Source organism: Erwinia sp. MYb375 (genome assembly GCF_037479175.1).
GTDB lineage: Bacteria > Pseudomonadota > Gammaproteobacteria > Enterobacterales > Enterobacteriaceae > Erwinia > Erwinia rhapontici.
In genome coordinates, this window is sequence record NZ_JBBGZS010000011.1 from 540054 (window position 1) to 557256 (window position 17203).

18 protein-coding genes are annotated in these 17203 nt (G+C 53.9%); 15 read left to right on the forward strand and 3 right to left on the reverse strand.

The features are described from left to right. The first annotated feature begins 344 nt into the window (after window positions 1-344). The gene (rluC, locus tag WH279_RS04985; RefSeq protein ID WP_200640442.1) at window positions 345-1307 is read left to right on the forward strand and encodes a 23S rRNA pseudouridine(955/2504/2580) synthase RluC; all 963 of its coding nucleotides are present in this window, start codon (window positions 345-347) and stop codon (window positions 1305-1307) included. Between the two features lie 97 nt (window positions 1308-1404). Here rluC and WH279_RS04990 read toward each other — a convergent pair whose 3' ends face one another. Continuing rightward, complete coding sequence (locus tag WH279_RS04990) at window positions 1405-1986, reverse strand: Maf family protein (RefSeq protein WP_200640440.1); 582 nt, start codon at window positions 1984-1986, stop codon at window positions 1405-1407. A 142-nt stretch (window positions 1987-2128) separates the two neighbouring features. On the opposite strand from WH279_RS04990, the gene yceD reads away from it, so the two are divergent. The 14 genes from yceD (at window position 2129) to ptsG (ending at window position 14422) form a co-directional block, all read left to right on the forward strand. Next, complete coding sequence (gene yceD / locus WH279_RS04995; protein WP_200640439.1) at window positions 2129-2650, forward strand: 23S rRNA accumulation protein YceD; 522 nt, start codon at window positions 2129-2131, stop codon at window positions 2648-2650. A 14-nt stretch (window positions 2651-2664) separates the two neighbouring features. Further along, a complete protein-coding gene (gene rpmF / locus WH279_RS05000) occupies window positions 2665-2835 on the forward strand; it encodes a 50S ribosomal protein L32 (protein WP_003849870.1) in 171 nt (56 codons plus the stop codon). Window positions 2836-2857: 22 nt separating this feature from the next. Next, the gene (gene plsX, locus WH279_RS05005) at window positions 2858-3892 is read left to right on the forward strand and encodes a phosphate acyltransferase PlsX (RefSeq protein ID WP_159337076.1); all 1035 of its coding nucleotides are present in this window, start codon (window positions 2858-2860) and stop codon (window positions 3890-3892) included. A 6-nt stretch (window positions 3893-3898) separates the two neighbouring features. Next, complete coding sequence (locus WH279_RS05010; protein ID WP_200640438.1) at window positions 3899-4852, forward strand: beta-ketoacyl-ACP synthase III; 954 nt, start codon at window positions 3899-3901, stop codon at window positions 4850-4852. 33 nt (window positions 4853-4885) lie between these two features. Next, complete coding sequence (fabD, locus tag WH279_RS05015) at window positions 4886-5815, forward strand: ACP S-malonyltransferase (protein WP_200640437.1); 930 nt, start codon at window positions 4886-4888, stop codon at window positions 5813-5815. A 13-nt stretch (window positions 5816-5828) separates the two neighbouring features. Further along, complete coding sequence (gene fabG / locus WH279_RS05020; protein WP_062743729.1) at window positions 5829-6563, forward strand: 3-oxoacyl-ACP reductase FabG; 735 nt, start codon at window positions 5829-5831, stop codon at window positions 6561-6563. Between the two features lie 153 nt (window positions 6564-6716). Next, entirely contained in the window at window positions 6717-6953 is a 237-nt protein-coding gene (gene acpP / locus WH279_RS05025) for an acyl carrier protein (RefSeq protein ID WP_004157115.1), read from the forward strand. A gap of 88 nt (window positions 6954-7041) precedes the next feature. Further along, window positions 7042-8283: a beta-ketoacyl-ACP synthase II gene (gene fabF, locus WH279_RS05030; protein WP_133842830.1), complete on the forward strand. Its 1242-nt coding sequence runs from the start codon at window positions 7042-7044 to the stop codon at window positions 8281-8283. Between the two features lie 131 nt (window positions 8284-8414). Then, a complete protein-coding gene (gene pabC / locus WH279_RS05035) occupies window positions 8415-9215 on the forward strand; it encodes an aminodeoxychorismate lyase (protein WP_339455185.1) in 801 nt (266 codons plus the stop codon). Window positions 9216-9227: 12 nt separating this feature from the next. Next, entirely contained in the window at window positions 9228-10253 is a 1026-nt protein-coding gene (gene yceG, locus WH279_RS05040) for a cell division protein YceG (protein ID WP_339455186.1), read from the forward strand. Further along, entirely contained in the window at window positions 10243-10875 is a 633-nt protein-coding gene (tmk, locus tag WH279_RS05045) for a dTMP kinase (RefSeq protein WP_200640432.1), read from the forward strand. Before yceG ends, tmk begins: the two co-directional genes overlap by 11 nt. After that, entirely contained in the window at window positions 10872-11870 is a 999-nt protein-coding gene (holB, locus tag WH279_RS05050) for a DNA polymerase III subunit delta' (RefSeq protein WP_339455187.1), read from the forward strand. The genes tmk and holB overlap by 4 nt, the downstream gene beginning before the upstream one ends. A 10-nt stretch (window positions 11871-11880) precedes the next feature. Continuing rightward, window positions 11881-12672 (forward strand): metal-dependent hydrolase, encoded by a 792-nt coding sequence (locus WH279_RS05055; protein ID WP_339455188.1) that lies wholly within the window; start codon window positions 11881-11883, stop codon window positions 12670-12672. A gap of 313 nt (window positions 12673-12985) precedes the next feature. After that, window positions 12986-14422 (forward strand): PTS glucose transporter subunit IIBC, encoded by a 1437-nt coding sequence (gene ptsG, locus WH279_RS05060; RefSeq protein ID WP_200640429.1) that lies wholly within the window; start codon window positions 12986-12988, stop codon window positions 14420-14422. A gap of 50 nt (window positions 14423-14472) precedes the next feature. Here ptsG and bglB read toward each other — a convergent pair whose 3' ends face one another. Both bglB and WH279_RS05070 read right to left on the reverse strand, forming a co-directional pair. Next, complete coding sequence (gene bglB / locus WH279_RS05065; protein ID WP_339455189.1) at window positions 14473-15612, reverse strand: beta-galactosidase BglB; 1140 nt, start codon at window positions 15610-15612, stop codon at window positions 14473-14475. Next, window positions 15593-17203, reverse strand: a complete 1611-nt coding sequence (locus WH279_RS05070; protein WP_133842845.1) for an MFS transporter — start codon at window positions 17201-17203, stop codon at window positions 15593-15595. Before WH279_RS05070 ends, bglB begins: the two co-directional genes overlap by 20 nt.

A 17203-nucleotide genomic window follows, 5' to 3' on the forward strand; every position in this document is an offset into this window, starting at 1 on the left:
GTTGGCTGATCTCATTCATCTCCAAATACCGACTTATGTCTGTTTCCGGGGATTCTTTCGCTTGCCTTGCTGCAACACGAAATCTATTGGGTGCACGCTAACTATTCCCTTACGTTCGCAAGTCTTAGCGTCAAAAACGGAGATATTATTCCATTGCTAAGGCGGTGATCGCAAGGTGACTTTATCCGCGTTGAGAAGTTTCTCTCAGCTTTTAGAACGTATTGCAGTGCTTTTCAGCAGATTGTCTAAAAACCGGTCACAACTTCCTGCGGTAACCGTCTCTGTCAGTTAAGCACAGAAAAAGAGGTGGCGCTATCACAGCGCACTATTTAGAATCGCCAACCATGAAAACCAATACTCCAGCCGTACATTTTATTGCCATTTCTGCTGATGAAGCAGGACAGCGCATCGATAACTTTTTACGCACCCAGTTGAAAGGGGTGCCGAAAAGCATGATTTATCGCATTTTGCGTAAAGGCGAAGTGCGGGTGAACAAGAAACGTATTAAACCGGAATACAAACTGGAAGCCGGGGATGAGGTGCGTATTCCCCCGGTGCGGGTGGCGGAACGTGAAGACGATAATGTGTCCCCTAAGCTGGCGAAAGTGGCCGCACTGGAGCACGCCATCATTTATGAAGATGACCACATTCTCGTGATGAACAAACCGTCCGGCACTGCCGTACACGGTGGCAGTGGTTTGAGTTTCGGTGTGATTGAAGGGTTGCGTGCGCTGCGTCCAGATGCTCGCTTCCTGGAGTTAGTCCACCGCCTGGATCGCGACACCTCCGGGGTATTGCTGGTGGCCAAAAAACGTTCCGCGCTGCGTTCGTTGCACGAGCAATTGCGTGAGAAGGGCATGCAGAAGGATTACCTCGCGCTGGTACGCGGGCAGTGGCCATCCCATGTGAAAGCGGTTCGGGCACCTTTACTGAAAAATATCCTGCAAAGCGGTGAGCGCATTGTGAAGGTGAACAGTGAAGGCAAGCCGTCTGAGACGCTGTTTAAAGTGGAAGAGCGTTATGCCATGGCCACGCTGGTCAAAGCCAGCCCCGTCACCGGGCGTACTCACCAGATTCGCGTACATACATTACATGCCGGGCATCCGATTGCCTTTGATGATCGCTACGGCGAAGCCGATTTTGACCAACAGCTAAGTGGGACCGGTCTGAAACGTCTGTTCCTGCATGCCGCTGCGCTGCGCTTCACGCACCCGAATACCGGGGAAGTCATGCGTGTGGAAGCGCCTCTGGATAACGAACTGAAACGTTGTCTGGAGATCCTGCGTAAACAGCATCCCGCAACCTGATCCAGGGCGAGGCGTGCCTCGCCCCTACATAAGGACACCGACTTTGTTGCGGGCAGGTATGCCTGACCCAGGCCCCATACCGTGCTTCGGTTCTCCATCACATCAGTGGATTAACACCGGCGTTTCTCAGCATGTCGCACAGGGCAATCAACGGTAGCCCTACCAGTGTATTGGGGTCACGCCCTGACAGGCGATCGAACAGTGCGATACCCAGTCCTTCACTTTTAAAGCTCCCTGCACAGTTGAGTGGCTGCTCTTTGCTGATATAGGCTGCGATTTCCTCGTCGCTCAGTGTGCGAAAATCGACGCTGAAGGGTTCACAAAGCACCTGCAGTGACGTATTGCGGCTGTCATAGAGCGCCAGACCGGTATAAAACACCACGCTGTGGCCGCTGGCTGCACGCAATTGCTCCTGCGCCCTTGCTGCTGTAAGAGGTTTGCCAAAAATTTTTCCGGCCACCACGCAGACCTGGTCGGAACCAATAATCAAGTGGTCCGGGTAGTGTCCGGCCAGCGCCTGCGCCTTGGCGGTTGCCAGTCTTACCACCAGTTCAGTGGCATCTTCATCGGCCAGCGGGGTTTCATCCACCTCTGGCGCCGCGGTAATAAACGGCAGTTCCAGTTTGGCTAATAAGGCTTTTCGATAGCTCGATGTGGAGGCTAATACCAGGTGGCGCATAATTTTTTCCAGAATATATAGCGAATCAGTGTCAGGCATTTTAAACTATGCGCCGCACTGGATGCGAATCATGGGTGAAAGATGCCGCAAAACGGCCTTTTTCTTTGACTCTATGTCGTTACAAAGTTAATATGCGCGCCCTATGCAAAAGGTAAAATTACCCCTAACTCTCGATGCGACTCGTACCGCTCAAAAACGCCTGGACTACCAGGGTGTTTACACCCCTGAGCAGGTTGAGCGGATTGCCGAGTCGGTAGTGAGTGTGGACAGTGATGTAGAATGTGTCATGTCGTTTGCGATTGACGAGCAGCGTCTGGCAGTACTGAAAGGTACGGCCGAAGTTTCAGTGACGCTGTGCTGCCAACGCTGCAACAAGACTTTTCCGCAGCATGTCCACGTATCGTACTGTTTCAGCCCGGTCGTCACTGACGAACAGGCCGAAGCACTGCCGGAAGCGTACGAGCCGATCAACGTCAACGAGTTTGGCGAAACCGATCTGCTGGCAATGGTTGAGGATGAAGTCATTCTCGCCCTGCCTGTCGTTCCGGTGCATGATTCTGAACACTGTGAAGTGTCCGAGGCGGACATGGTCTTTGGTCAGTTGCCTGAAGAGGCAGAAAAACCAAACCCATTTGCCGTATTAGCCAGTTTAAAGCGTAAGTAATAGGAGTAAGGTCCATGGCCGTACAACAGAATAAACCAACCCGTTCCAAACGTGGCATGCGTCGTTCACACGATGCGCTGACCACAGCAGCTCTTTCCGTAGATAAAGTTTCTGGTGAAACTCATCTGCGTCACCACATCACTGCGGATGGTTACTACCGCGGTCGCAAGGTCATCGTTAAGTAATTCCGCGGTCCGCGGCGCTACTTTGACACGTTTGACCCTGGCGATAGATGCCATGGGCGGGGATTTCGGTCCCTGCGTGACAGTGCCTGCATCACTGCAGGCACTGGCCTTAAATCCGCATCTGCATCTCCTTCTGGTCGGCGATCCCGACACCATCACGTCATTACTTGCCAAAGCTGATTCTGCCCTTAAGGCACGTCTGCAGATCATTGCTGCCGAATCGGTTATTGCCAGTGATGCCAGACCTTCACAGGCGATCCGCGCCAGTCGTGGAAGCTCTATGCGTGTCGCGCTGGAGCAGGTGAAAGCAGGGCAGGCGCAGGCCTGTATCAGTGCAGGCAATACCGGTGCGCTGATGGGGTTAGCTAAATTATTATTAAAACCGCTGGACGGCATTGATCGCCCGGCGTTGATGACCGTGTTACCGCATCAGCAATACGGGAAAACCGTGGTGCTGGATTTAGGCGCTAATGTCGATTCGGACAGTGCTATGCTGGTACAGTTTGCCGTTATGGGCGCGGTGGTGGCAGAGGAAATCTTAGCCATCGACCGACCGAGAGTGGCACTGCTTAATATTGGTCAGGAAGAGACTAAAGGGTTAAGTTCGATACGTGAAGCCGCGGCAATACTGCGTGCATCGCCAGAACTTAACTATATTGGATACCTCGAGGGTAACGATCTTCTCACCGGTAAGACAGACGTGCTTGTTTGCGATGGTTTCGTGGGCAATGTTACGCTGAAAACGATGGAAGGTGTCGTAAGAATGTTCCTTTCGCTGTTGAATTCACAGGGCGAAGGTAAAAAGAAGGCCTGGTGGCTGGGATTGCTGGGGCGCTGGCTCAAGAAACGTCTGGCAAAGAAGTTCGGCCATCTCAATCCCGACCAGTACAATGGCGCTTGCCTGTTAGGATTACGTGGCACCGTGATTAAAAGTCATGGCGCGGCCAATCAACGCGCATTTACTGTGGCGATCCAACAGGCAGAGCAGGCGGTGCGGCGGCAAGTTCCTGAGCGAATTGCTGCGCGCCTTCAAGCGGTATTACCTAAGAGTGACTGAGCGTACATGTATACGAAGATTATCGGTACGGGCAGCTATTTGCCCGAGCAGGTGCGGACTAACGCCGATCTGGAAAAAATGGTAGAAACGTCGGATGAGTGGATTGTGACTCGTACTGGCATTCGTGAACGTCGTATTGCCGGCCCGGACGAAACCGTCGCAACCATGGGCTTCCATGCGGCCGAGCGCGCGCTGGAGATGGCCGGTATCGATAAAAATGATATCGGTCTGATCGTGGTAGCGACCACGTCGTCCAGCCACGCATTCCCAAGCTCAGCATGCATGATTCAGCAGATGCTGGAAATTGATGATGCCGCTTCCTTTGACCTCGCCGCTGCCTGCGCAGGCTTCACCTATGCGCTGAGTGTGGCCGATCAGTACATTAAAAATGGTGCAGTGAAACACGCACTGGTGATCGGCGCTGATGTTCTCGCTCGTATGCTCGATCCTGAGGATCGTGGCACCATTATCCTGTTTGGTGATGGCGCAGGCGCCGTGGTATTGGGTGCCAGTGAAGAGCCGGGGATCATCTCTACTCATCTTCATGCAGATGGCCGTTATGGCCAGTTGCTGACGCTGCCTAATCAGGATCGTGCGAATCAGGACACGCCAGCTTACGTCACCATGGCGGGCAACGAAGTGTTCAAGGTTGCAGTGACTGAACTGGCTCACATTGTTGATGAAACGCTGGAAGCCAATAAGCTTGATCGTTCTTCTATCGACTGGCTGGTGCCGCATCAGGCAAACCTGCGTATTATCAGTGCCACTGCCCGCAAACTGGGTATGGACATGGATAAAGTCGTTGTGACGCTCGATCGTCATGGCAACACGTCGGCGGCATCTGTGCCGACCGCACTCGATGAAGCGGTACGTGATGGCCGTATTCAACGTGGTCAGTTGATTCTGCTGGAAGCTTTTGGTGGCGGGTTCACCTGGGGTTCTGCACTGGTTCGCTTTTAATTAAGCAAAAATAGCGATTAACAGGAAATCACAATGACGCAATTTGCAATGGTCTTCCCGGGACAGGGATCGCAAACGGTAGGTATGTTGGCCGATCTGGCTGCAACAAATCCGCTTGTGGAAAAAACCTTCCGTGAAGCTTCTGACGCACTGGGTTACGATCTCTGGCAGTTGGTGCAACAAGGCCCTGCTGAAGAATTGAACAAAACCTGGCAAACTCAGCCTGCTTTATTGGCTGCTTCTGTTGCCATTTTCCGCGTTTGGCAGGAAAAAGGCGGAAAAGCGCCGTCAATGCTTGCAGGGCACAGCCTGGGTGAGTACAGTGCGCTGGTTTGTGCAGGTGTCATGGCGTTTGCAGATGCGATTAAGCTGGTTGAACTGCGCGGCAAACTGATGCAGGAAGCCGTTCCGGAAGGAACTGGCGCGATGCAGGCGATTATTGGTCTGGACGATGCGTCTATTGCCAAAGCCTGTGAAGAGTCTGCTCAGGGGCAAATTGTTTCTCCGGTGAACTTTAACTCTCCGGGTCAGGTTGTGATTGCCGGTAACAAAGAAGCCGTAGAACGTGCGGGTGCTGCCTGTAAGGCCGCCGGCGCGAAACGTGCACTGCCGCTGCCTGTCAGCGTGCCGTCACACTGTGCACTGATGAAGCCTGCGGCAGATAAACTGGCCGCAGCACTCGAACAGCTGACCTTCAACGCGCCTGCCTTCCCGGTAGTGAATAACGTTGATGTGAAGTGCGAGACGTCAGCAGAAGCTATCCGTAGTGCGCTGGTACGCCAGTTGTACAATCCAGTGCGCTGGACCGGATGTGTAGAATTTATGGCCGGCCAGGGCGTAACGTCGCTGCTGGAAGTGGGTCCGGGTAAAGTTCTGACCGGGCTGACTAAACGTATTGTTGACACCCTGACAGCGGCGGCGGTAAACGACCAGGCCAGCCTGACAGCGGCGCTTGAACAATAACACGGAGAGAAACATGAACTTCGAAGGTAAAATTGCGCTGGTAACCGGTGCAAGCCGTGGAATCGGCCGTGCGATTGCAGAAACCCTGGTGGCACGTGGTGCCAAAGTTGTGGGTACTGCGACCAGCCAAAGTGGCGCCGACGCTATCAGTACCTATCTGGGTGATAACGGTAAAGGCCTGCTTCTGAACGTGACCGACAGCGCATCGATTGAAAGCGTGTTGGAAAATATTCGCGCCGAATTTGGCGAAGTGGACATTTTAGTCAATAATGCAGGCATCACGCGTGATAATCTCCTGATGCGCATGAAGGACGATGAGTGGCAGGACATCCTGGACACCAATCTGACTTCAGTATTCCGTCTGTCAAAAGCGGTAATGCGTGCCATGATGAAAAAACGTGCGGGTCGAATTATTACCATTGGCTCCGTAGTTGGAACAATGGGTAATGCGGGTCAGGCAAATTACGCGGCAGCAAAAGCGGGTTTGATTGGCTTTAGCAAATCACTGGCGCGTGAAATCGCGTCCCGTGGTATTACTGTTAACGTCGTGGCACCTGGTTTCATTGAAACCGACATGACGCGTGCACTGAGCGAAGATCAGCGTGCGGGCATTCTGGCGGAAGTTCCTGCAGGTCGCCTCGGCGGCGCGCAGGAGATCGCTAATGCCGTTGCATTTTTAGCCTCTGACGAGGCCGCGTACATCACTGGTGAGACGCTGCACGTCAATGGCGGAATGTACATGGTCTGAAAATCACGAAAATATTTGCGTTATTTGGGGTAAAGGCCGCAGAATAGCGTAAAATCGTGGTTGGACCAGCCGGGATTTAGTTGCATCTTTTTCAACATTTTATACACTACGAAAACCATCGCGAAAGCGAGTTTTGATAGGAAATTTAATAGTATGAGCACTATCGAAGAACGCGTTAAGAAAATCATTGGCGAGCAGCTGGGCGTTAAGCAGGAAGAAGTTGTTAATACTGCCTCTTTTGTAGAAGATCTGGGCGCTGATTCTCTTGATACCGTTGAGCTGGTAATGGCTCTGGAAGAAGAGTTTGATACCGAGATTCCGGACGAAGAAGCTGAGAAAATCACTACCGTTCAGGCTGCTATTGATTACATCAATGGTCACCAGGCATAAGTGAGCATCTCCAGGCGGTCACTCGACCGCCTGAGTTTTATCTGAACGTCCCACACAGTGTCAACTTTTCCCTCTCTGGAGGACGAACGTGTCTAAGCGTCGTGTAGTTGTGACTGGTCTTGGCATGTTGTCTCCTGTCGGCAATACCGTAGAGTCCACCTGGAATGCTCTTGTTGCCGGTCAGAGTGGCATCAGCCTCATCGACCATTTTGATACTAGTGCCTACGCAACGCGTTTTGCTGGCTTAGTAAAAGATTTTAATTGTGATGAATTCATCTCGCGTAAAGATCAGCGCAAGATGGACGCCTTCATCCAATATGGAATTGTTGCTGGCATCCAAGCCATGCAGGATTCTGGCCTGGAAATCACCGAAGAGAACGCTGAACGTATTGGCGCTGCCATTGGCTCCGGCATTGGCGGTCTTGGTCTTATTGAAGAAAACCACACCTCTCTGGTGAATGGTGGCCCACGTAAAATCAGCCCGTTCTTTGTTCCTTCGACCATTGTTAACATGATTGCGGGTCACCTGACGATCATGTTTGGCATGAAAGGCCCAAGTATCTCCATCGCAACTGCCTGTACTTCTGGCGTGCACAACATTGGTCACGCTGCACGTATCATCGCTTATAACGATGCTGATGTTATGCTGGCTGGTGGCGCTGAAAAAGCCAGTACACCATTGGGTGTGGGTGGATTTGGTGCTGCACGTGCGCTTTCTACCCGCAACGACAACCCGCAGGCAGCAAGCCGTCCGTGGGATAAAGATCGTGATGGCTTTGTACTGGGTGACGGTGCAGGTCTGGTGGTGTTGGAAGAGTATGAGCACGCGAAAAAACGCGGAGCGAAAATTTACGCTGAAATCGTCGGGTTTGGTATGAGCAGCGATGCTTACCACATGACCTCTCCACCGGAAAACGGTGCGGGTGCGGCACTGGCGATGGTGAATGCACTAAAAGATGCACAACTGTCACCAGAGCAAATCGGCTATATCAATGCGCACGGCACCTCGACGCCGGCCGGGGATAAAGCAGAAACGCAGGCAGTGAAATCCGTTTTTGGTGCCAGCGCAAACAGCGTGATGGTCAGTTCGACGAAATCCATGACCGGTCACCTGTTAGGTGCAGCGGGCGCGGTGGAGTCGATCTTCACTATTCTTGCATTGCGCGACCAGGTCGTTCCGCCAACCATTAATCTGGATAACCCAGATGAAGGTTGTGATCTTGATTTTGTTCCGCACACGGCGCGTCAGACAAAAGGCCTGGAGTACACTCTGTGTAACTCCTTCGGATTCGGCGGGACCAACGGTTCGCTTATTTTCCGTAAGATCTGAGTTTGTTCTGTCCGATTGAAAGGCCCGCACTGTGCGGGCCTTTTTTTATTCTGGTCGTCAGTGAGCGACAATCAGATGATTCTGGCGGCATTGGCAGGTAATCTTGGCACTGATGATAACGGAGAGTGAGCATGATGTGGGTCAATGGTGACACGCGGGACAATATCGATATCCGCGATCGCGCAGTTCAGTTCGGCGATGGTTGTTTTACCACGGCGCGTGTTCAACAGGGCAGGGTAAGGTTGCTTGAGGCTCATCTGACGCGTTTACAGCAGGCCTGCGAACGTCTTATGATCGGTGACGTTGACTGGTATAAACTTGAAAAAGAAATGAGCTTTGCTGCGACAACCCGCAGCGATGCCGTGCTGAAGGTGATTTTGACGCGTGGCAGCGGCGGACGCGGTTACAGCGCAACAGGCTGCAGTCAACCAGTACGCATCCTGTCTCTCTCTGACTATCCTGCTCACTATCATACGCTCCGTCAGACTGGCGCGCGCCTGGCACTCAGCAGTGTGCGTCTGGGAAAAAATCCCCATCTGGCGGGCATAAAACATCTTAATCGTCTTGAACAGGTGCTGATCCGCACAGAGCTTGAGCAGACTGCCGCCGATGAGGCACTGGTGCTTGACAGTGACGCTATGCTGGTGGAATGCTGTGCGGCTAATTTATTCTGGCGTACGGGAAATCAGGTGTTTACCCCCGATTTAACAACATCCGGTGTGAACGGCATTCAACGTCAATGGGTGATGCAGCAGGTGGTTCAACTGGGCTTCACCCTGACAGAAGTCCGTGCTGAGATTGACGCACTGGCGTCGGCAGAAGAAGTGCTGATCACCAACGCACTGATGCCCGTATTGCCGGTTTACCAGGTTGAGAACTGGCATTATTCATCGCGCCAGCTTTTTGGTCTGCTCAACCACCATAATGAATGACGTGGGACCTTCATGACTAAACTCCGAAAAACGATAGTAGTGCTACTCGCATTCGTGCTGATGGTTGCCGCATACGGTTACTGGCAAACACGCCAGCTGGCTGATTCTGCGTTAACGATTAACAAAGAAACGATCTTTACCCTGCCAGCAGGCTCAGGCCGCGTAGTGCTGGAGGCTCAACTGGAGTCGAAGCACATCGTGTCTGATGGCCCGTGGTTTGGCGTTCTGCTGAAGCTGGAACCTGAGCTGGCGAAATTTAAAGCCGGAACCTATCGCTTCACGCCGGGAATGACCGTGCGGGAGATGCTGGCGCTGCTGGCCAGTGGTAAAGAGGCACAATTTCCCGTGCGTTTCGTTGAAGGTACGCGTATGCAGGAATGGCTCAGTCAGCTTCGCAATGCCCCTTACATTAAACACACGCTGACGTATGACAAACTCGCGACGGTGGCTGCCGCGTTAAAGCTGGAGGGGGAACAGGCCGGCGTGGAAGGCTGGTTTTATCCCGATACTTATCTTTATACGGCGAACACCACCGATGTCGCGTTGTTGAAACGTGCACATGATCGCATGGTGACGCTGGTTGACAGTGAATGGCAGGGTAAAATGGATAACCTGCCGTATAAAAGCAAAAATGATATGCTGACCATGGCCTCGATCATTGAGAAAGAAACCGCGGTGAGTGACGAGCGTCGCCGCGTCGCCTCGGTATTTATCAACCGTCTGCGTCTGGGTATGCGCCTGCAAACCGACCCGACGGTGATTTATGGTATGGGTGATGCCTATAAAGGCACGCTGACACGCAAGAATCTGGAAACGCCCACGGCATATAACACTTATACGATTAACGGACTGCCGCCAGGCCCGATTGCCATGCCGGGAAAAGCCTCGCTCGCTGCGGCAGCGCACCCGGATAAAACCAACTTCCTCTATTTTGTGGCCGATGGAAAAGGAGGGCACACCTTTACCACCAATCTGGCCAGCCATAATAAAGCCGTACAGGTGTATCGCCTGGCGATGAAGGAAAAAAATGAACAGTAAATTTATCGTTATTGAAGGCCTGGAAGGCGCAGGGAAAACCACCGCACGCGATGCCGTGGTCAGCGAACTTCAGCGCCACGGCATTAACGACATTGTCTTTACCCGCGAACCCGGCGGTACGCCGCTGGCAGAGAAACTCCGCGAGTTGATCAAGGAGGGGATTAACGATGAACCTGTCACCGACCAGGCCGAACTGCTGATGTTGTATGCCGCCCGCGTACAGCTGGTTGAAAATGTCATTAAACCGGCGCTGGCGCGCGGTGCCTGGGTGGTAGGGGATCGTCACGATCTCTCATCGCAGGCTTATCAGGGCGGAGGACGCGGCATGGACAGCGAGTTAATGCGCAGCCTGAAGCAGGCAGTACTGGGCGATTTTTCCCCGGACCTGACGTTGTACCTCGATGTCACGCCTGAAATTGGCCTGCAACGTGCCCGTGCCCGTGGCGCGCTGGACCGCATTGAACAGGAATCCCTCAACTTCTTTATCCGCACGCGTGACCGTTATCTGGCGCTGGCAGCCGCTGATACCCGTATCAAAACCGTGGATGCCACCCAGTCACTGGAACAGGTTACCGTCTCGCTGCGCCAGACGCTTGACCAGTGGTTACAGGAACAGCAATGAACTGGTATCCGTGGCTGAATCACAGCTACCGTCAGATCCTCAGCCAGCATCAGGCACAGCGCGGCCATCATGCTTTGCTGATTCAGGCGCTGGAGGGGATGGGCGATGATGCCCTTATCTGGGGGATCAGCCGCTGGCTGATGTGCAAGCGGCCTGATGGCCTGAAAAGCTGTGGTGAATGTCACGCGTGCCAGCTGATGCTGGCCGGAACGCATCCGGACTGGTATCGGCTGGAAGCGGAAAAAGGCAAAAGCTCACTCGGCATTGACGCAGTCCGCAGTGTCACTGAGAAGCTGTACCATCATGCGCAGCAGGGAGGGGCAAAAGTTGTCTGGCTGCCGGATGCCGGACAGTTGACTGAGGCCGCCGCGAATGCGCTGCTGAAAACGCTGGAAGAGCCGCCGAAAAATACCTGGTTTTTACTCAGTAGCCGCGAACCCTCGCGCCTGCTGCCGACGCTGCGCAGCCGCTGTCTACTGTGGCACCTCGCTCCCCCCGCAGAAGCACAAAGTCTGCAATGGTTACAGAAACAGTCTGCGGCCGGTCTGAACGAACGTACTGCCGCCTTGCGCCTGTCAGCGGGGGCACCTGCTGCCGCTCTGGCGTTACTGGACGATAAAATCTGGCAGCAACGTCATCGGGTCTGCGAGGCGCTACCTGATGCGTTGCAGGGCGATATGCTGAGCCTGCTTCCCGCGTTACATCATGATGATGCCGCTCAGCGTATTGGCTGGCTCTGTTCACTGCTGATCGATGCCGTGAAATGGCAGCAAGGGGGCGGGCAGTTTATCAGCAACGTCGATCGCCAGGCGGATGTGATGCGTATCGCCACCCTGTTACCGACCAGCGCTATTGATGCCAGTCTGCGCCAGTGGATTATCTGTCGCGACCGCCTGCTGAATGTGGTCGCCGTCAACCGTGAATTGCTACTGACCAATCAGCTGCTGGGCTGGGAAGCCATGCTTAACCCGGCATCTGCCGGTTCACCGCTTTAGAGAGTACATTATGTTTTTAGTTGATTCCCACTGCCACCTCGATGGCCTGAATTATGAAACCCTGCACCAGGATGTGTCGGATGTGCTGGCAAAGGCTGCTGCCCGCGATGTGAAATTTATGCTGGCAGTAGCGACCACGCTGCCGGGCTACAAAGCGATGGTTGACCTGATTGGTGAACGTCCAAACGTGGCTTATTCCTGCGGTGTGCATCCGCTGAATCAGGAAGAGGCGTATGACTTCGCTGAACTGCGCGAGCTGGCCGCCCACCCGCGCGTTATCGCGATGGGTGAAACCGGCCTGGACTATTTTTACCAAAAAGAGACGATGGTGCGTCAGCAGGCTTCTTTCCGCGAACATATTCGCGTCGGGCGCGATCTGAATAAGCCCGTGATCGTCCATACTCGTGATGCCCGCGAAGATACGCTGGCGATCCTGAAGGAAGAGAAAGCGGAAGAGTGTGGTGGTGTGTTGCACTGTTTTACGGAAGATCGTGAAACCGCCACCCGACTGCTGGATATGGGGTTCTATATCTCTTTCTCAGGCATTGCCACATTCAAGAACGCTGAACAGATCCGCGAAGCCGCCCGTCATGTGCCGCTGGACCGTATGCTGGTGGAAACCGACTCGCCGTATCTTGCCCCGGTGCCGTACCGTGGCAAAGAAAACCAGCCTGCTTATACTCGCGATGTGGCGGAATACATGGCGGTGGTCAAAGGGGTCAGCATTGAGCAGATGGCGCAGGCCACCACTGAAAACTTCTCCCGCTTATTCCATGTGCCAATGTCGCGTCTGACAGACTGACATTGAGGCGGAGATTTCTTTTATAGCTCGTAATTAATAAGCAAAAGTCGTAAAGTGCAGCGCCCTTAAATCGGGTGCTGCATTTTTTTGCGCAAAAAACTGGCGTTTCCCGCCAACTTTTACTAAAGAAGTGGCACGCGTTCAACGAAACGTGATAGCCATCAAACAAATTTGAGCGGATTTATTTTACCCTTCGTAATAAATACCGAGAGCGCTTAAGACGCTCCTTATTTTGCATTACCCGCAAAGGATCCTCCCCCTTTGCAACGCGCACAGCGCGAAGAAAAGCACTCATACTCAGGAGCTTTACACTATGTTCAAAAATGCATTTGCGAACCTGCAAAAGGTCGGTAAATCGCTGATGTTGCCCGTATCGGTGCTGCCGATTGCGGGGATCCTGCTGGGCGTTGGCTCTGCCAACTTCGACTGGCTGCCAGCGGTAGTTTCTCATGTGATGGCCGAAGCCGGTGGTTCGGTGTTTGCCAATATGCCGCTGATCTTCGCGATTGGTGTGGCACTGGGCTTCACCAATAACGATGGCGTTTCAGCACTGGCCGCCGTTGTTGCTTACGGCATCATGGTGAAAACGATGGCCGTCGTGGCACCGCTGGTCCTTCACCTGCCTGCCGAAGAGATTGCGGCTAAGCACCTGGCTGACACGGGTGTACTGGGCGGGATTATCGCCGGTTCCATCGCGGCCTATATGTTTAACCGCTTCTATCGCATCAAGCTGCCTGAGTATCTGGGCTTCTTCGCGGGTAAACGCTTCGTTCCGATCATCTCCGGTTTTACCGCGATTTTCCTCGGTGTGGTGCTGTCCTTTATCTGGCCACCCGTTGGTACTGCGATTCAGGAATTCTCACAGTGGGCGGCGTATCAGAACCCGGTCGTCGCCTTTGGCATTTACGGCGTGGTTGAGCGTTCGCTGGTGCCATTCGGTCTGCATCACATCTGGAACGTTCCCTTCCAGATGCAGATTGGTGAATTCACCAATGCCGCAGGCCAGGTATTCCACGGTGATATCCCACGTTATATGGCGGGTGACCCAACGGCAGGTATGCTGTCAGGTGGCTTCCTGTTCAAAATGTACGGTCTGCCAGCCGCGGCGATTGCTATCTGGCATTCAGCGAAACCTGAGAACCGTGCCAAAGTGGGCGGCATCATGATCTCCGCCGCGCTGACCTCATTCCTGACCGGTATCACCGAACCGATCGAGTTCTCGTTCATGTTCGTTGCGCCGATTCTGTATGCAATCCACGCAATCCTGGCGGGTCTGGCCTTCCCAATCGCTATCCTGTTGGGTATGCGTGACGGCACCAGCTTCTCGCATGGTCTGATCGACTTCATCGTTCTGAGCGGTAACAGCAGCAAAATCTGGCTGTTCCCGATTGTGGGTATCGTCTACGGCCTGGTCTACTACACCATTTTCCGTGTACTGATCGCCAAGCTGGATTTGAAAACACCTGGGCGTGAAGAAACGACCAGCGAGCAGACTGTCGGGAACGCCAGTGAAATGGCGGGTAACCTGGTGGCTGCCTTCGGCGGTAAAGACAACATCACCAATCTGGATGCCTGCATCACCCGTCTGCGCGTTAGCGTGGCGGATGTGAGCAAAGTCGACCAGGCGGGTCTGAAGAAACTGGGTGCGGCCGGTGTGGTCGTGGCAGGTTCTGGTGTTCAGGCGATTTTCGGTACTAAATCCGATAACCTGAAAACCGATATGGATGACTTTATCCGTAATTCGAAATGATCACGGTATAGTGACCAGAAGGGGCGCGAAAGCGCCCCGTTTTTTATGCCTCAGAGATAGACCCGCAGATACTCGGTCAGGCACAGCAGTGCCATCGCCTGCCCATAGGGCATCGAGGTCAGCGGTATCTGGCGATAATAATCTAAATCACTGCCCATCGCGGTGCCGAATGACACCTGCGTCAGCTCACCGTCATCATTGATGTGTTCCATCACACCTTTCAGTGCCCGCTCGGCCACAGGATAATAGTCACGGCTGAGATAGCGTTTACGCACAGCTTTCAGGATGCCGTAGGCGAAACCGGCAGTCGCCGAGGCTTCCAGATACGAATCACGATCGTCCAGCAGTGTATGCCATAACCCGCTTTCATGCTGGCACGCCGCCAGCGCCTTCACCTGGCTTTCCAGCACCTGAAGCAAGTAGCGGCGGGTGGCGTGTTGCTCTGGCCAGTTCATCAGTTCTAGAAAATCGGGAATGGCGATGGTCAGCCAGCTGTTACCGCGCGCCCAGCGGGCATTGGCAAAGTTATGCTGGCCATCGAATGTCCAACCGTGGAACCACAGGCCGGTCTGGCGATCCATCAGATACTGCGTATGCAGCAGAAACTGATAGGTGGCTTCTTCGACAAACTCCGGGCGATCAAGTAACTGGCCGATTTTCGCCAGCGGCATCACGCTCATCATCAGCGTATCGTCCCACATCTGCTGGTGGTTCTCATTGTTGTAGACCAGATGCTGAATGCCGTTATGCTCAGTGCGCGGCATGTCATACATCACCCATTCTGCCCAGCGTTCCAGTACCGGGCGCAGGGACGGATCGCGCGTTTCTTCATAGCGGTACGCGAGGGTCAGGAACGGACAGACAGTATTGACGTTTTTGGTCGGTGTACCCTCCTGGAGCCGTGCGCTAAACCAGTCATCGATACGTTGTAGCGTCAGCTTATCGCCGGTCTGCTGGTAATAGTGATACATGCCGTACAGCCCGATGCCGTGCGTCCACTCCCAGCCAGCCCAGCCCTTGGTATCAATCACCCGGCCATCATCCAGGCGCAGCAAAAATTCGCCGCTTTCATCAGTAATGCCGACCAGATTATCACTGACGCGGGCAATCAGCTGCTGTAGCGCGGTGCGCGGCAGCAGATATTCGGGCTGGCGCAGCAGTGCGCTGAACTTAACCGGGTAAACTGTCATCGTGGTGCTCCTGAGGTCGGATAGAAGGGAAGGCGGCGCGTGTTTCTGACAACGCTGCCGCCTGAGGTTTATGACGATTGAGGTAGCCAACATTATTGTTACCCCAGAGATTCTCATACGGCATACCGGTCAGGGTTTCGACGGTGGCACGCGCTTCCGGTGTCAGCTGCTGCGGAACTACGCCATCGGCCTGGCGCATTTTCAGCGTTTCTTCGCGCAGGGTATGGTGAGTGGCAAGATTGAGTTTAAAGCGCAGGGAGATAATAAAGCCGAATGTCAGCATCACCAGCGTGCCGGCACCGAGAATAACGACGATGGTATGGCCGACCTGTGGAAGCTGCTCCGCTTTGCCTGAGACAAACCCGGAAAGTTGCAGGACGATACCGACCACCATCACTGCACCTGCCTGTGAGGCTTTGCGCGTCAGCGTCATGATTCCGGCAAAAATCCCCTCGCGCCGCTGGCCGGTAATGGCTTCATCCACATCCGCAATGTAGGTGTAAATATTCCACGGGATATAGTTGATGCCACCACGCCCCAGACCCGCTACCGCGGAAATCAACAGCAGCAGTGCCAGGTTATTACTCATACCCGCGTACCACAGCAGGCAGTATGAGAGGGCACTGGCGGCAAACAGTGCCACCACCAGGCGATAGGCCGGGGCAGGTCCAATACGAATACATAACGGGATCATGCCAATCACCGCGATAAATTGCAGGACCGCCATGGTGCCCATCAGGTTGGAGGCCAGCTGCGCACTCTGCATCAGCACAAACACCACGTACCAGGTAAACACCGCGTTAAACACATCCTGAGCGATGTAGCCGCCGAGATACATACCAAGATGCTGGCGGAATATACGGATGCGTAACGTTGATGCCAGCTCGACATACAGGCGTTTCAGGCTCTGACCCAGCGTGAGGTGTTTTTTCTCCTCCTCTGCGCGTTTTGACTCTTCCGACATAGCATCGGCCGGACGCTCCCAGGTGAAGAACCACACCAGCGTCAGTACGATGGCACAGAGTGTGGAAAACACCAGGCTGGAATAGAAGAATGACACTGCGTTGTCCTTACCGAAAACCCCCAGCAGGATGCCCGGTAAAAAGGCGGCAAGAATGGCAGAAAGCTGGGCGAGGGCGATACGGGCACCGGAGAAGCGCGTTTTCTGCTTAAAATCGTCGGTCATTTCCGGTACCAGCGTTTCATAGGGCACCAGCACCATGGTGTAGACGATATCAAACAGCAGGTAAGTGAGCAGGTACCACAGGTAGCTCATATCCCCGACCCACATCAGGCTGTAGCTGAACACACAGGGAATACCGAGCAAAATAAAGAACTTACGGCGGCCAAAGCGTTTACCCAGCCGGGTGCTGCCGAAGTTATCGGTGAGAAAGCCCATCAGTGGACTGATCACGGCATCCAGCACCCGGGCAAGGGCGAAGATAAAGGTCGCTTCAATGGGCGTCAGGCCACAGAAGGTGGTGTAAAAATAAAGCAGCCAGGCGGCGGTCAGGGCAGTGGTGCCGGCACCGAGAAAATCACCGGAACCGTAGGCGAGATAATTTGCCAGTCCGATCTTACGAGTGTGCAT

Bases quoted from the DNA above. Each gene is read 5' to 3' on its own strand.
- rluC (WP_200640442.1), top strand. From the start codon at position 345: ATGAAAACCAATACTCCAGCCGTACATTTTATTGCCATTTCTGCTGAT.
- WH279_RS04990 (WP_200640440.1), bottom strand. From the start codon at position 1,986: ATGCGCCACCTGGTATTAGCCTCCACATCGAGCTATCGAAAAGCCTTA.
- yceD (WP_200640439.1), top strand. From the start codon at position 2,129: ATGCAAAAGGTAAAATTACCCCTAACTCTCGATGCGACTCGTACCGCT.
- rpmF (WP_003849870.1), top strand. From the start codon at position 2,665: ATGGCCGTACAACAGAATAAACCAACCCGTTCCAAACGTGGCATGCGT.
- WH279_RS05010 (WP_200640438.1), top strand. From the start codon at position 3,899: ATGTATACGAAGATTATCGGTACGGGCAGCTATTTGCCCGAGCAGGTG.
- fabD (WP_200640437.1), top strand. From the start codon at position 4,886: ATGACGCAATTTGCAATGGTCTTCCCGGGACAGGGATCGCAAACGGTA.
- fabG (WP_062743729.1), top strand. From the start codon at position 5,829: ATGAACTTCGAAGGTAAAATTGCGCTGGTAACCGGTGCAAGCCGTGGA.
- acpP (WP_004157115.1), top strand. From the start codon at position 6,717: ATGAGCACTATCGAAGAACGCGTTAAGAAAATCATTGGCGAGCAGCTG.
- pabC (WP_339455185.1), top strand. From the start codon at position 8,415: ATGATGTGGGTCAATGGTGACACGCGGGACAATATCGATATCCGCGAT.
- yceG (WP_339455186.1), top strand. From the start codon at position 9,228: ATGACTAAACTCCGAAAAACGATAGTAGTGCTACTCGCATTCGTGCTG.
- tmk (WP_200640432.1), top strand. From the start codon at position 10,243: ATGAACAGTAAATTTATCGTTATTGAAGGCCTGGAAGGCGCAGGGAAA.
- holB (WP_339455187.1), top strand. From the start codon at position 10,872: ATGAACTGGTATCCGTGGCTGAATCACAGCTACCGTCAGATCCTCAGC.
- WH279_RS05055 (WP_339455188.1), top strand. From the start codon at position 11,881: ATGTTTTTAGTTGATTCCCACTGCCACCTCGATGGCCTGAATTATGAA.
- ptsG (WP_200640429.1), top strand. From the start codon at position 12,986: ATGTTCAAAAATGCATTTGCGAACCTGCAAAAGGTCGGTAAATCGCTG.
- bglB (WP_339455189.1), bottom strand. From the start codon at position 15,612: ATGACAGTTTACCCGGTTAAGTTCAGCGCACTGCTGCGCCAGCCCGAA.
- WH279_RS05070 (WP_133842845.1), bottom strand. From the start codon at position 17,203: ATGCACACTCGTAAGATCGGACTGGCAAATTATCTCGCCTACGGTTCC.